Annotated in this window: 12 protein-coding genes, 11 tRNA genes and 1 rRNA gene; all 24 read right to left on the reverse strand. The window is 42.4% G+C overall.

Annotated features, from left to right (window positions below; all coding sequences use genetic code 11):
- Positions 1-35: 35 nt before the first annotated feature.
- On the reverse strand, positions 36-659 hold the full coding sequence (locus O0550_RS20800; protein WP_041751910.1) for a response regulator: 624 nt from the start codon (positions 657-659) through the stop codon (positions 36-38).
- A complete protein-coding gene (locus O0550_RS20805) occupies positions 631-2,211 on the reverse strand; it encodes a sensor histidine kinase (RefSeq protein WP_096888168.1) in 1,581 nt (526 codons plus the stop codon). Before O0550_RS20805 ends, O0550_RS20800 begins: the two co-directional genes overlap by 29 nt.
- Positions 2,212-2,655: 444 nt before the next feature.
- A complete protein-coding gene (locus O0550_RS20810) occupies positions 2,656-3,756 on the reverse strand; it encodes a citrate synthase/methylcitrate synthase (RefSeq protein ID WP_276565079.1) in 1,101 nt (366 codons plus the stop codon).
- Between the two features lie 425 nt (positions 3,757-4,181).
- Entirely contained in the window at positions 4,182-5,081 is a 900-nt protein-coding gene (locus O0550_RS20815; protein WP_258427180.1) for a LysR family transcriptional regulator, read from the reverse strand.
- Between the two features lie 19 nt (positions 5,082-5,100).
- Positions 5,101-6,204, reverse strand: coding sequence for an NAD(P)H-dependent flavin oxidoreductase (locus O0550_RS20820; protein ID WP_181749539.1), 1,104 nt, complete (start codon positions 6,202-6,204; stop codon positions 5,101-5,103).
- A 48-nt stretch (positions 6,205-6,252) separates the two neighbouring features.
- A complete protein-coding gene (locus O0550_RS20825; protein WP_003344880.1) occupies positions 6,253-6,633 on the reverse strand; it encodes a cupin domain-containing protein in 381 nt (126 codons plus the stop codon).
- 80 nt (positions 6,634-6,713) lie between these two features.
- The gene (locus O0550_RS20830) at positions 6,714-6,890 is read right to left on the reverse strand and encodes a cold-inducible protein YdjO-related protein (RefSeq protein WP_003333588.1); all 177 of its coding nucleotides are present in this window, start codon (positions 6,888-6,890) and stop codon (positions 6,714-6,716) included.
- 109 nt (positions 6,891-6,999) lie between these two features.
- On the reverse strand, positions 7,000-7,245 hold the full coding sequence (locus tag O0550_RS20835) for a hypothetical protein (RefSeq protein ID WP_003344882.1): 246 nt from the start codon (positions 7,243-7,245) through the stop codon (positions 7,000-7,002).
- Between the two features lie 315 nt (positions 7,246-7,560).
- Complete coding sequence (locus O0550_RS20840) at positions 7,561-8,211, reverse strand: response regulator (protein ID WP_003333590.1); 651 nt, start codon at positions 8,209-8,211, stop codon at positions 7,561-7,563.
- A complete protein-coding gene (locus tag O0550_RS20845; RefSeq protein WP_022586341.1) occupies positions 8,190-9,014 on the reverse strand; it encodes a sensor histidine kinase in 825 nt (274 codons plus the stop codon). The genes O0550_RS20840 and O0550_RS20845 overlap by 22 nt, the downstream gene beginning before the upstream one ends.
- 215 nt (positions 9,015-9,229) lie before the next feature.
- Positions 9,230-9,784: a signal peptidase I gene (gene lepB / locus O0550_RS20850; RefSeq protein WP_258427181.1), complete on the reverse strand. Its 555-nt coding sequence runs from the start codon at positions 9,782-9,784 to the stop codon at positions 9,230-9,232.
- A 653-nt stretch (positions 9,785-10,437) separates the two neighbouring features.
- A complete protein-coding gene (locus tag O0550_RS20855; protein WP_258427182.1) occupies positions 10,438-11,493 on the reverse strand; it encodes a hypothetical protein in 1,056 nt (351 codons plus the stop codon).
- Positions 11,494-12,016: 523 nt separating this feature from the next.
- Positions 12,017-12,090, reverse strand: a tRNA-Gly gene (locus O0550_RS20860).
- Between the two features lie 4 nt (positions 12,091-12,094).
- Positions 12,095-12,171, reverse strand: a tRNA-Arg gene (locus O0550_RS20865).
- A gap of 8 nt (positions 12,172-12,179) precedes the next feature.
- Positions 12,180-12,255: transfer RNA gene (locus O0550_RS20870), tRNA-Gly, on the reverse strand.
- 103 nt (positions 12,256-12,358) lie between these two features.
- A tRNA-Lys gene (locus O0550_RS20875) sits at positions 12,359-12,434 on the reverse strand.
- 6 nt (positions 12,435-12,440) lie between these two features.
- Positions 12,441-12,515, reverse strand: a tRNA-Gln gene (locus O0550_RS20880).
- A gap of 7 nt (positions 12,516-12,522) precedes the next feature.
- A tRNA-Thr gene (locus O0550_RS20885) sits at positions 12,523-12,598 on the reverse strand.
- Between the two features lie 36 nt (positions 12,599-12,634).
- Positions 12,635-12,711: transfer RNA gene (locus O0550_RS20890), tRNA-Asp, on the reverse strand.
- A 6-nt stretch (positions 12,712-12,717) separates the two neighbouring features.
- Positions 12,718-12,794, reverse strand: a tRNA-Met gene (locus tag O0550_RS20895).
- A gap of 18 nt (positions 12,795-12,812) precedes the next feature.
- Positions 12,813-12,888, reverse strand: a tRNA-Val gene (locus O0550_RS20900).
- Positions 12,889-12,895: 7 nt separating this feature from the next.
- Positions 12,896-12,972 (reverse strand) — tRNA-Glu (locus O0550_RS20905).
- Between the two features lie 12 nt (positions 12,973-12,984).
- Positions 12,985-13,061, reverse strand: a tRNA-Met gene (locus O0550_RS20910).
- A gap of 46 nt (positions 13,062-13,107) precedes the next feature.
- Positions 13,108-13,190, reverse strand: a 23S ribosomal RNA gene (locus O0550_RS20915); the annotation flags it as partial.

Raw genomic sequence — 13,190 nt, forward strand, 5'->3', positions numbered from 1 at the left:
TCCTCTCCTATTCCTACCTTTATCCAACCAACTTTTTATTTCATTTTGACTAGTCCCTGCTTTAATGCGTACAACACCGCCTGAGACCGATTTGGTTGTCCCATTTTTCGTAGGATACTGCTTACATGAGTTTTTACAGTCGCCTCGGATATGTATAGTTTCTCAGCGATCTCATGATTACTCAAATTATCAACAATAAGCTCAAATATCTCTCTTTCCCGTTCTGTTAATTGAAGCTGTGTCGTTTGTGTAGACTTTTTCCGTTCTAATTTAGGCTGAAAGCAGGAATACCCCATCAAAATCATGTCGATGGTATGCAAAATCTGTTCAGGCATCGTATCTTTCATGATATAACCATCAATTCCGCCATCAAGAGCTTGAAAGATATCCTCACTATCATCGAAGGCGGTCAAAATTAAAATCTTAATAGCTGGAAGCTGTTCTTTCAAAAGCTTCCCACTTCTGATCACGTTTTGCCCCGGCATTTTAAGGTCTGAAATAATTAAGTCCGGTTTTACCTCCAATGCTTTACCGTACAATTCATCCCCATCAGCCGCTTCCCCTATTAGTTCGAATTTACCTGCCATCTGTAGAATCATCTTGACTCCTTCGCGAACAATCCTATGATCGTCAGCAAGAAGCACCTTTATTTTCTCCAATACTAATTCCTCCTCTAGGGATAAACGCCGTGATTTCCGTACCTTGTAGCTCCGCGGACCGAATTGTAATCGTACCACCTACGCGTTTCATACGTTCTCGCATATTAGAGATTCCAAATGATCCGTTTGAAGCTTTTACGCTATCCGTAGAAAACCCAATTCCATTGTCCTTTATCTGTAGCGTCCATTGTACAGAGGTGGCTTCTAAATATATTTCCACTTGATCTGCTTTAGAATGTTTTAGCATGTTGTACAATGCTTCTTCTACTACACGATAAATCGCTTCTTCTACCGCTAAGCTCTCCTCCAGCACAATTCCTTTTGTCACATAATCGAGCTTGACCCCTGTACCTTTTAAGATACGTTCGCTCATGTCACGAATTGCATCTAAGAGAGGCTCCGCTTCTCGATTAAATCGTAAATGCTGGATGTACCCGCGTACTTTTAGATGACATTCCTTCATCTGTTCTTCCATCCGATCAATGGTGGCCGACATTTCCTGATTCATCACAGGAGAAAGCATTTGTTTTACATAATATAGCTGAGCAGATAGAAAAAATAATTGTTGTGCTAAGCTATCGTGCATATCCTCCGCCATTTGCCTGCGAGTCTCTGCGTCCGTACGGAATACCAATTCTTCGGTTTCCTTAATATGGTGTAAATGGCTGGATGTCACGATTGCAAAGCTATGTAAAAAAAGCAGATTAACCATGGACAAAAGTTCTGCACTCTGTCCAATAATTAGAATAGCCCCTTGTTGTTTTCTTTTTTGACCTAATGGAAAATACAGCACATCCTCTGGCTGGCCCGTGAAGTTACGTACCGCAATCGTTTTATGCTGTTTTAATTCCTGCCAATTGCTTTCCAATAAGGCAAGCTGATAAAACTCTCTTTGCCAGTCCCTTTGTCCTCTTACTTGATTAAACCAGAAAACAAACACTCTTTTCTTAGGAAAGAGCCGCTGTAAAAAACGTTCGCCTACACGGCATAAGTCAGTGGACTCTTTATTTTTACGTAGCAGCTTAATATAGGACATAAACGCCAACCAGTGCTTAAAGTAAGCTTTACATTTTTTACGAACAATGTGAATGAATCCACACAAAATCGTAGTAGTAACGAAATGCGTACCTAAAAGTCCCTCTGCACGTAAATGAGAAATATCGGTGCTAGGTAGTCCCCCACAGAGTACAAAGAGAATGGCGCTTCCAAAGCCTAGAAAAAGGATACCTAGCATATAACGTAAAGATAAGCGCAAGCTCAATAGTACTAAAGACGTATAAGTAAACCACAAATCAGAAATTCCCCACATTTGCTGAAAGACTTCCCAATATAAAAGAAAGAAAAACTCAGCTATTACTAACACTTGCCTGACAAGTATGATGCGGTACAGTGTTACTATACTTAGTAACGTTTGTAGCACGAGCAATACATACACCGGGATAGATAAGTAAATATCTGTCGTATCTGTGGTAGCATATAACATAATGAGCAGAACCCAACGAAACAATACGATGATCCACTCCACATTTTTAAACAGCAGATTAACGCCCATAAAAACTCCATTATTTTAATTTTTAGGTAAATTATAACAATTATATCTAGATAAAAATAGATATTTTTGTGACAGAAGACTTACAGATCCCCCATAGCCAAGTAGATATTATTCGTAAACTCCTTATCATAATGAATACCACATGGAAAAGCACTACATTATGCCTTAGCTTATTTTATCGGCGCTTGTTTGCTTAATAGACTAGAAAATAAATTCAAATTACACTTCTGGTATCTTTTACATTTTTGCTACATCTACTTATCATTTGCCTTATCCAATCAGAAGGAAATAAAAAAGAAAAAAGCTTTTCTCCTCAATAGGTATAATACCCTATTTGCTGGAAAGCTTTTTTCTCGTTAGATCAATTCCTTATTCGTATCACTTACATGTAGAATTTTCTCAGGAACTTTACATATCTCCCGTTTGTAGGACAAACGATTACGATTACGATTTCGGCATATTCCCTGTATATTCTGATTCCGGACGGATAATTCGATTACGTCCTGCTTGATCTAAAATGTGTGCACACCAGCCGACTGTGCGACTAACAGCAAAGGTAGGTGTAAACAACTCTTCGTTCAAACCAACTGCTCTCATAACCGCAGCAGCAAAAAACTCTACATTGGTATGCAGTTTGCGTTTTGGCTTATACTCGGCCAATAAGTTTGTTCCTACTTGTTCCACATGGGTAGCTAAATCAAACCATGGGTCATCTTCCGCCAATTCTGCCGCTACCACACGCAGTGCTGTAGCACGTGGATCAATGGTTTTATATACACGGTGTCCAAAGCCCATTAAGCGTTGACCGCTCTCTAACCGTGCCCGAATCCAGCCCTCTGCCTGATCTTTACTGCCAATCGCATTAATCATCTCTGTAACTTCAGATGGAGCTGCCCCATGTAAGGGACCTTTTAAAGCGCCTATGGCTGCTGTCAGTGCAGAATAAATATCCGATTGAGTGGAAGTTACTACCCGTCCAGCAAAAGTAGAAGCGTTCATCCCATGCTCCTGAGTCAATACTAAATACGCATCCAATGCTCTGACATGCGCGTTACTAGCTACTACACCCTTTAACATATACAGGTAGTTTGCCGTGTGACTTAGCTCCATCCGAGGCTCTAGCGGTTCCCTGCCAGTTTTTCGAGCTTCCCGATAGGCAATGATCGTCGGCATTTTAGCTGTAATAGCAATAGATTGCTCTAAAGTTGGAGGCCAGCTTTGCTCAGCCCCCCCCAAAGCAGAGACCGCTGTCCGTAAAACCGTCATCATGTCTCGATCATGGGGAATCGCATCTATGACTTCTTTTACCTCTTTAGGTAAATCTCTTTGCTGAGCTAATGCAGTCTGGAAACAGGATAATTGTTCTTCTGTAGGCAATGCGCCAAACCATAGCAAGTAAGCGACTTCTTCAAATGTATGAGAAATGGCTAGATCTTGAGCCCAATGCCCCCGATAAACCAATAATCCGTTTTGCCCGTCGACTAGACTTAAATCAGTTTCTGCAACAACTATTCCTTCAAGCCCAATCGCCAACATTTTTTCCATCCACTTCCACTCCTTTCTTTTCATTACAGTATACCAATATATTCTGAAAAGTAGAAATAGATAGTAAATGATTGATTGATTACAAAACGTAATTAATGTCCGCTCATTCAAACGGTTATATGCGCTTCATTTTATATCGAATTGACGCATTAGTAATTAGGGACCTTTTTGGATTTTTTTTCTAAACATGATGCCTGTATGAAGCTTGTACCTGTATGGCAAACTAATCAGAATTACTTCTATTCCCTACAATTCGCTTTCCTAATAATTAGAAAGGAAGATTCCAATATGCCAGCAAAAGAAAAACAAGCTCCTCTTCGCTACATTGCCTACATCTTTATTGGTATCACGCTTTTTCTGGGTGCTATGTGGGGGCTTCTAATGGTTCTTGATATTTTTAATCGTTAACCCAGCTTTCCTAAAGCTTAGGTCACTTTTGGTAAAGGAGCATATAATGTCGCTAGAATATCAACGAATCGTTGCCCCGATGTGATCAAATTATTGTTTGGTAAAATAACATAAGAGGCTACTTTAGGCAGTTCCAAGCCTGGGGTTGGCAATTCCATAAAGCGATTCTCAAATAATTCACGTAAAATGGCGGAACGTGGTAAGAAAGAAATCCCCAGCCCTTCTTCGATAAAGCGTTTGGTCACATCCACATGCGTCACCCCCATCGTGCGAATAGCAAATCCACGTTGTCTAAGCGATGTTAAGAGAGGCTCCCAATAAACGGGGTGATTATGCGTTAACAACCTCTTGGTAATTAACTCCTGCTCCCAATCAGGTAAGGGAGCATCCATGTCTCCACCGTAATGCGGTACAGCAAATACGATCGGATCTGTCTGCATCAAATAAGCAGAAAGTTGGCCTTCGCTAGGAATCATTCGAGATAATCCCAAATGAGCCTGTCCGCTTTGGACCAAGAGACCAATATCGATGGAGTCCGCTACTTTAATGGTTATATCTACCTCGGGATGTTCTTTGGTATAACGATGAATAAGCGAAGGGAGCGAGGTGCGAGCAATGATCGGAGAGACTGCGATACGCAAGATTTCCTTGTATCCCTGCTTCCACGTCACCATCTCTTCAACACCGGTGTGCCATTGAGATAAAATCAATTTTGCATGCGACAAGAAGCTCTTTCCGGCTGCTGTTAACCTCACCCGTTTGCCTACTCGTTCAAATAAAGCAACATCCAACTCTTTTTCTAACTGACGTATATGCTGTGTCACGGTAGGTTGAGCGATATATAGCGTCTCTGCCGTCTGATGAAAGTTCTCACAGGATGCCGCTACTTCGAACGTTTGCAGAAGCTTTATATCCATATGACTCACCTCAAAGCTTTTATTTTACATGCATCTGGCCTTGTAATCGGTTAAAGCTTTGTTGTGCCTCTTGCAATAAAGCATGCATGATATCTGCTGCGGCTTCTTCCCTTTGAAGCATACCTACCCCTTGACCAGCCCATAACGATAGATAGTCAGCATCCAAGGCTTTTCCCGCTGCTTGGCGAATTTCCTTCGTTAACTCATTCTGAACTGGATACGCCAGCGATCCTATCTGACTTTTAGCAAAATCTCTCATAAATTGATTCACAATTCCACGCGCTGGTCTGCCCGAAAAAGCTCTGGTAACAGCGGTATCTGTCTCTTTTGCATGAATTAATCGTTCCTTATAGGCCTTGTTAGCTGTACTCTCTGCGCATCCTAGAAATCGAGTACCCAGTTGCACAGCTTCGGCACCGAGCGCTAAAGCTGCCACTATGCTTTGGCCATTCATAATTCCCCCTGCCGCAATGATAGGCACCTCCCGAATAGCAGCAGAAAGCTGAGCCACTAATGGTAACGTACCAATACATTCTCCCGGCCCATCTTCTCCTGCATCAAACGTACCCCGGTGACCACCAGCCTCACCGCCTTGTGCCACGATTGCATCTACATGCTGACCTACTAATCGTTCGGCCTCTGCTTGTGTGGTCGCCATGCCTACGACTTTCATCCCTGCTGCCTTTGCACTTTCTCCATATTTACCTGGCAACCCCATCGCACAACTAAATACAGCCGGCTTCTCCTCTAAAATGACCGTAAAGCAATCGGTAATCTCGTCATGCAGGGTTGGCCAGTCGCCTTTCCATGGGGGAAGATTGAATCGTTCCCTCTGTTGGTTGAGCCATTGTCTAAAGGCAGGTGTTACCTCTTGCTGTTCTGGTTGTTCAAATAAGAGTAGGTTTACAGCAAAGGGACGGTTGGTTAAAGACCTCACTTCACGGATTCTCTGTCGTAGAGCTTGAGGCGTAACATATGCTCCAGCAATAGTTCCCAAGCCTCCTGACTCTGATACTGCCGCCACCAGTTCCGCTGAATTTATATTGCCGGCCATTGCCGCAAGAATAATTGGGTTTTCAACTCCAAAGATATCGCAAAACCTAGTTTGGAACTGCATAGACATAAGCTTCTCCTCCCGTGTATACTATTCTGTCTTTTCAGATCATTCTCGTTACGTCTGGCTATTTCCTTCTTCTGTATACTCTAACATCGATATTCTCCTAAACAAGTCGGTTGCTTCTAAAATAATGGACACCATACCAGACTCTGTAATCGTTTCATGCCATTCCCCCGATTCCCAATAGACAGCATCTCCACTTTGTACATAAACATAGTCGCTTGTATCTGTACGTACCCATCCATCGCCACTGAGCACCAATAGTAATTGAGGCAATGTAGCCTGATGATAACCAATTTTCCCCTGAGGAGATAAATAAGCACAATTCATATAGGTATCTGCTGGCAGCTTCCCAATTCGTGACATGATCAGGTGCAGGCTATCGTAATGAGTGACATTTTTCCCATACGTTAGAGCAAACGAAAATCTCTTCATCCTACTCTCCCCTTTGTACGTAATGAATGCTGATTATCAAACAAAAAGCCAGTTGCTAAGGTGGCAACCAGCTTCCATGTTTATTCAATCCTGATATTTTTCATTTCCTCTTCCATCTTGCTGTTGCACAATGGGCAACGTGGATCCTCAACGATCACAAATTCCTTTCGCGACCAACAGTTACAAGCTGTACACTGCCATACAAGGGTATCCTCATAGACGTGTTCCTTCACCGTACGTTTTGAACGATATGCCATTGTGTCCCCCCATCTTTTCACAAGATTCTTTACTACTTTATGCTGCAAAAGTTACATGTAGAACTTTTCCACCTTTTCTTTGTGTTAAATCCACTGATGACCCGACCGCTTAAGACAGGTCCGCATCAGTTGGCTGCTCTTTGGCTCGATGCAGAAGAGTCCTTACCGCCGATGACTTTTTACGTTTTCTTTTTCCCTTTTTTTTGCCTAAACTAATAAAAGCTAAAATAAGTAAACAAAGTGTAAGTAATTGACTAGTATGCATCACATCTTTCCCAAATAGTTCTCCAATTCCAAGAAGATGCACCAGAATGGCTAACAAAATGACGATTTTACTGATTTGAATGGAGCTCATGTAATCTTCTCCTTTCAATGTACGGACAGGGACAATTCAGCCAATTACATGCAGAAAAAACCAGCCTTTCTTTCGCTGGTTTTTTATAACGATTACACATGTATCTGGAAACATTGCTCTATATTGTCGCCGGCATTGTCCACCGTGAACTAGTACTCTTTTCACCCTCTCTTATATAGTAGTAATTCGATAAAAGCTTCCTAACTCCTGTCTTCGAGTTCAATTCCTTTATCAGCAAACCTCCTATTATTCTGCCTTCTCATCTGAGAGAGGAAACCTCGATGCTTGTAGGTTGTACTCTACTCTAGTGAACTGCTAATCCTCAGAGGATAGTCCATGACGCAGTGCATAGGAGGCTAGCTGTACTCGATTTTCTAAATAAAGCTTTTCCAATAGGTTTTTCATATGATTTTTGACTGTATGCTCTGTGATCATGAGACGCTGAGCAATTTGTTTATTCGTCTCTCCCTTTGATACATATTTTAAAATTTCAGTTTCTCTTGGAGTTAGTACGCTCGGGCTAGGTTCATCAATGACTGGACCCGACCGAAATTTGAAGAAGAGCTTGCTTGCCAATTCGCGTGAGATATCACTATTATCTTCTAGCAACGCCCGTAAATATGCCAACCAATCATGTGGATTCATATTTTTTAGTAAATAGCCCTGTGCCCCAAATTGCACAGCCGTAAATAGATCAGCCACATCATCAGATACGCTCAAAATAACGACTTTTATATGGGGATAAGCCTGTTTAATTCGTCTTGTTGCCTCCAAGCCATCACATACCGGCATGCTAATATCCATTAATACAACATCCGGCTGTAGCTCGCTACAAAGACGTACGCCCTCTTCTCCTTGTTCAGCCTCCCCTACAATTTCAAAGGAAGAATCCTCTGCTAGCATACTTTTTATCGCTGTTCGAGCCAATAAATGGTCATCTACCACTAATACCCTGTATTTCTGCACCTTCCGCTCTCTCCTTTAAATGACTCTATCAAGATTTCTGTCCCGCCATGCGTTCCTGGTCTCATCTCAAAGCTGGCTCCTAATTTCCAGCTTCTCTCTCGCATCATGGTCTGACCATATCTCTCACGTTTTAATGTCTCTGTATCGAAGCCCATTCCATTGTCTTTAATCAGTAGATACCAGCCTGTCCCCTGAAACTGCCATTGAATCTCCGCATGGCTCGCATCTGCATGTTTGCGAATATTAGTGAACGATTCCTGTATAATGCTAAATAAATGGACTTGTTCCGCTGGTTTAAAATATTGATCCATTCCATCAAGCTCCTGTTTCACCTCGATCCCTGTGATCAGGCTCCATTCGTGTAGCCACTTTCTCAAGCGATCCGTTAATAATACCCCCTCTTCTGGATGAGAACGGAGATTAAAAATGGCTTGTCTTAGCTGGTTATCAATTTCAGAGATCGTTGCCTTTGCTTCTTCAATCTTTTCTTGATTTAGTTTTACATTTAAAAAGAAAATCGCTTGTGCAATATTATCATGTAGCTCCTGGGCTAAGCGTTCTCGTTCCTCATACACTGCATGCTTGGCTTTTTCCTTTGCTAATTTCTCACTCATTCTTTTGATTTTTCCAAAAACCCAAGTGGCAAATATAAATGAAAGAACCAAAGTCATAATCGTAATGATGACATTTCCTTCATCCATCGTAAAATAAGGCAGCAAAAACTCGTGTCGCGCATATTCAAAGCCGCCTATCATAATGGTAGGTAACATAATGCTCGTTAATTTTAGCCATCGATAATTCAAGCGTATCCTCCTGACTGACCTGTAATTTACAATCATAACCAATAATCATGCCCTATTCTATTATAGAGGAAGCGCTTTATTAGCATGTAGGGTCGATTTTTTGAATAAAGCAAATACTATTCACAATTACATGCCGTTTTTATCGCCAAAAGAAAAAAAGTCCTATGCAGTAGTTTGCAATAGAACTTTTCACTGAGTCTCTTATGAAGTACAGCTTATGGTGATCTCACATTCGAAAGTGGCCAATACACGAAATCAGCTCTGCCAACAACCTGTGTAATCGGTACAGGACCAATCATTCTGCTATCCTTACTATTTTGTCGATTGTCTCCCATGACAAACATATAACCGGCCTCAACCGTTACTGGCGGAAAATCCTCCGTTACCTTTTTACCTTCTGCATGAGCTTTCTTTTTTTGCTCCTCTAAATAAGGTTCTTCTACAGATTTTCCATTAATAAATAGCTGATCGTTACGCATTTCTACCCGATCGCCCGCTATTGCGATTACACGTTTGATGTAGTCTTCCTTTTGGTTTGCATGGAATACAACAATCTCTCCTCGTTGTGGTTCATGCAAGCGGTATACCGCCTTATTTACAACGACCTTCTCATTATTTTGCAAAGTGCTTTGCATGGATTCTCCATACACAACATAGGGTGCTCCCAGCCACGTGTACAAAGCAAATGTGACAATAAAAACTGTTATGATGGAAGTAAGCCACTCCTTAATTGCTCCACCCCATCCGGAGCGAGGTTCTGTCTGATTCATAAAGAATTAGCAGCCTCCTTTTGGTTAGTCTTATTATAAAGGACGTACTTCCTAAAAAAAGGTTTCAAAACGTTATAAAAAGATAGTGCTTTTGCCCTCTTTTGACGTATATGGTTCGGGGAACGAGGGATGGAATTTGTGAGCGGAACTCATTCATGAGATTCAGCTAAAATGGGCTGTTCGTGAACTTCTGGTAGTGGATGAGGGTTTCAATAAACCAGATGTAACATGAAATTTTTTATTCTAGCCTTATATGCTCTAACTATTCTCAAAGAAAAGTCCTATTTTCTATTTCGATAAAAAACTATAACTGCATTGTCTTATACAGTCGTTCTAACGATATTTATGTATCCTGATTAGATGAAGGAAATAGACCTTAAAATAAGCCACCTTGCAATTTTGCTTGGTGGCTCACCATTGAAAATGTGGCATTGCTAAAGTTTACATGAAGAGGATTTACGTCTCTTGTCTGGTTGCATAACTGGCGGGCAAGTTCCACCCCTGGTCGTTTACATCTAGTATAAAGAAGCTTTCCACGTATCAATAAGAAATCCTAGGATGATTGTTCAGCTTTACAACTCATACAAACGATCGTCTTTCATTTCAGTTTATCTTACGAGGATGTATATAATTCTGGAACCTTAGTATTATGTTTAAGTTAGTTTGATAATAGTAAGTGTAGCGTTTGTATTGTTATGAAGCTGTGCTGGCGTATTATTTGCATTCACGAGTTGTACAGTAGTCGGAGCAGTAGTAACATTTATAATTATACTTGCAGCAATTGGACCTCCCCCATCTCCAGCGAGAGGTGTTGGTGTTTGATTAACCCCACCTATTTTCAAGTCAAATAAAGCACTCCCCTGATTATGAATGACAAGATCAAACAGGTAAATACCTGGTTGCAAAATTAAAATTGTATCAGATGGAGGAGAAAAGACAAACGCTCCACCAACATTGCTACTTAGGTTTGTAAAAGTGATTGGAGAAAAGGCAGCTACCGTATCGGTTCCTGTTCCACTGAAACTTCTAAATACACTAATAAAACTATTCAAACCTGGTCCCGTGGTTCCTGTCGCTCCTGTCGCTCCTGTTGCTCCTGGTGCTCCCGTTGCTCCTGGTGCTCCTGTTCCTCCCGTTGCTCCTGGTGCTCCTGGTGCTCCTGTCGCTCCCGTTGCTCCTGGTGCTCCTGTTCCTCCCGTTGCTCCTGGTGCTCCTGGTGTTCCTGGTGCTCCCGTTGCTCCTGTTCCTCCTGTTGCTCCTGGTGCTCCTGGTGTTCCCGTTGCTCCTGGTGCTCCTGGTGCTCCTGGTGTTCCTGGTGTTCCTGGTGCTCCCGTTGCTCCCGTTGCTCCCGTTGCTCCTGGTGCTCCTGGTGCTCCTGGTGTTCCTGGTGTTCCTGGTGTTCCTGGTGTTCCTGGTGCTCCTGTGGCTCCCGTTGTTCCTGTTGCCCCCGTGACTCCTGTCGCTCCCGTTGAACCTGTTGGACCTGTTATCCCTGTAATTGGGCAACGAGTAGTAAAGTCTGAGCAAGAAGAAAATGAGGAGGAAGAAGTTGAGGAAGAAGTTGAGGAGGACGTTGAGGAGGAAGACCGTTTTCTACGTGCAAGGAACTTGTTATTACTAATTGGATCCCGTTTCATAAAGTCAAGCAAATCAGGCTCATTAATTTTATTTAATATCCCTTGTAAATCATCGTGATTGTCGTTAAACAAAAAAACACACCTCCCTATATGTCATATACCACAATATGTAGGAATTGGTGAATTCGTTATTCCTCATTTCAAATGATTGGTTAAAAAATTTGGAGATGAACTTTAATTATTTCTGAAAGAGCTAAAAATGAATTGCCCTTAAAAAATAGAGGCTGACGGTACAGGCCATGAAAAATATACTTCCAAGAGTTTTGTTTTACAAGATTTATGAAGCACCAATTCATTTGTCAAAGTCTTGCTCTGTTTTAGATTTTGGTATAAAAGAACGCCCCTCTCAAACGAGACAGGCGTTCTCACGTGTTCTACTTATGAAGAAGATACCCAATAACAGGGTTTAATATTTATTCACATAAAGATATAATTTTTCTGCATCCAACCATGCCAGTAAACCCTATACGTGAATCATAACAGCTCGACTCACTTTATTGAAAAAATTTCCGTCCCCACTTCTGGCAACAATTAAGATGATACGCTAAGTATCTCGAAAAATAAAAAAAGCCTTGCTTCACAAGACTTTTTGCTATGGAGCGGGTGATGGGAATCGAACCCACGCGACCAGCTTGGAAGGCTGGAGTTCTACCATTGAACTACACCCGCGTAATGGCGTGCCCTGAGAGATTCGAACTCCCGACCTTTTGATTCGTAGTCAAACGCTCTATCCAGCTGAGCTAAGGGCACATAATATATGGAGCGGACGACGGGTCTCGAACCCGCGACCTTCGCCTTGGCAAGGCGACGCTCTACCAATTGAGCTACGTCCGCACATGTTTTGTATGATTTGCTTAAAGCTTTTGTTACCTATATACCACTTTAATCTCAACCTAGTTCGTCTTTCAAACCAATAATGACCGCTAAATAAAAAAAGTGGTGAGCCATGAAGGACTCGAACCTTCGACCCTCTGATTAAAAGTCAGATGCTCTACCAACTGAGCTAATGGCTCATATAATGGCTGGGGTATCAGGATTTGAACCTGAGAATGACGGAGTCAAAGTCCGTTGCCTTACCGCTTGGCTATACCCCAATAAAAATGGTGCCGGCGATAGGACTTGAACCCACAACCCCCTGATTACAAGTCAGGTGCTCTACCAATTGAGCTACACCGGCATTTTTAATATAACCAACAGCCTATTCAATTAAAAATGGCGGAGCTGACGGGACTCGAACCCGCGACCTCCGGTGTGACAGACCGGCGTGAACTCCAACTTCACCACAGCTCCATACTTTGGTTGCGGGGACAGGATTTGAACCTGCGACCTTCGGGTTATGAGCCCGACGAGCTACCGAGCTGCTCCACCCCGCGATAATGGGAAAATAAAAATGGTGGAGGATGACGGGATCGAACCGCCGACCCTCTGCTTGTAAGGCAGATGCTCTCCCAGCTGAGCTAATCCTCCAAATAAATGGTGACCCGTAGGGGATTCGAACCCCTGTATGACAGCGTGAAAGGCTGCTGTGTTAAACCGCTTCACCAACGGGCCTTGTAATTGTAATGGTAGCGGCGGAGGGAGTCGAACCCCCGACCTTTCGGGTATGAACCGAGCGCTCTAGCCAGCTGAGCTACACCGCCATATTGTTCTTTCAAAACTAGATAATGAAGTCAGCATAAAGGCAATGTGGATAAGTCCTCGACCGATTAGTATTCGTCAGCTCCATGCATTACTGCACTTCCACACCGAACCTATCAACCTCATCGTCT

Source organism: Brevibacillus halotolerans (assembly GCF_026891775.1).
Taxonomy (GTDB): Bacteria; Bacillota; Bacilli; order Brevibacillales; family Brevibacillaceae; genus Brevibacillus_B; species Brevibacillus_B halotolerans.

Bases quoted from the DNA above. Each gene is read 5' to 3' on its own strand.
- O0550_RS20805 (WP_096888168.1), bottom strand. From the start codon at position 2,211: ATGGGCGTTAATCTGCTGTTTAAAAATGTGGAGTGGATCATCGTATTG.
- O0550_RS20810 (WP_276565079.1), bottom strand. From the start codon at position 3,756: ATGGAAAAAATGTTGGCGATTGGGCTTGAAGGAATAGTTGTTGCAGAA.
- O0550_RS20815 (WP_258427180.1), bottom strand. From the start codon at position 5,081: ATGGATATAAAGCTTCTGCAAACGTTCGAAGTAGCGGCATCCTGTGAG.
- O0550_RS20820 (WP_181749539.1), bottom strand. From the start codon at position 6,204: ATGTCTATGCAGTTCCAAACTAGGTTTTGCGATATCTTTGGAGTTGAA.
- O0550_RS20825 (WP_003344880.1), bottom strand. From the start codon at position 6,633: ATGAAGAGATTTTCGTTTGCTCTAACGTATGGGAAAAATGTCACTCAT.
- O0550_RS20830 (WP_003333588.1), bottom strand. From the start codon at position 6,890: ATGGCATATCGTTCAAAACGTACGGTGAAGGAACACGTCTATGAGGAT.
- O0550_RS20835 (WP_003344882.1), bottom strand. From the start codon at position 7,245: ATGAGCTCCATTCAAATCAGTAAAATCGTCATTTTGTTAGCCATTCTG.
- lepB (WP_258427181.1), bottom strand. From the start codon at position 9,784: ATGAATCAGACAGAACCTCGCTCCGGATGGGGTGGAGCAATTAAGGAG.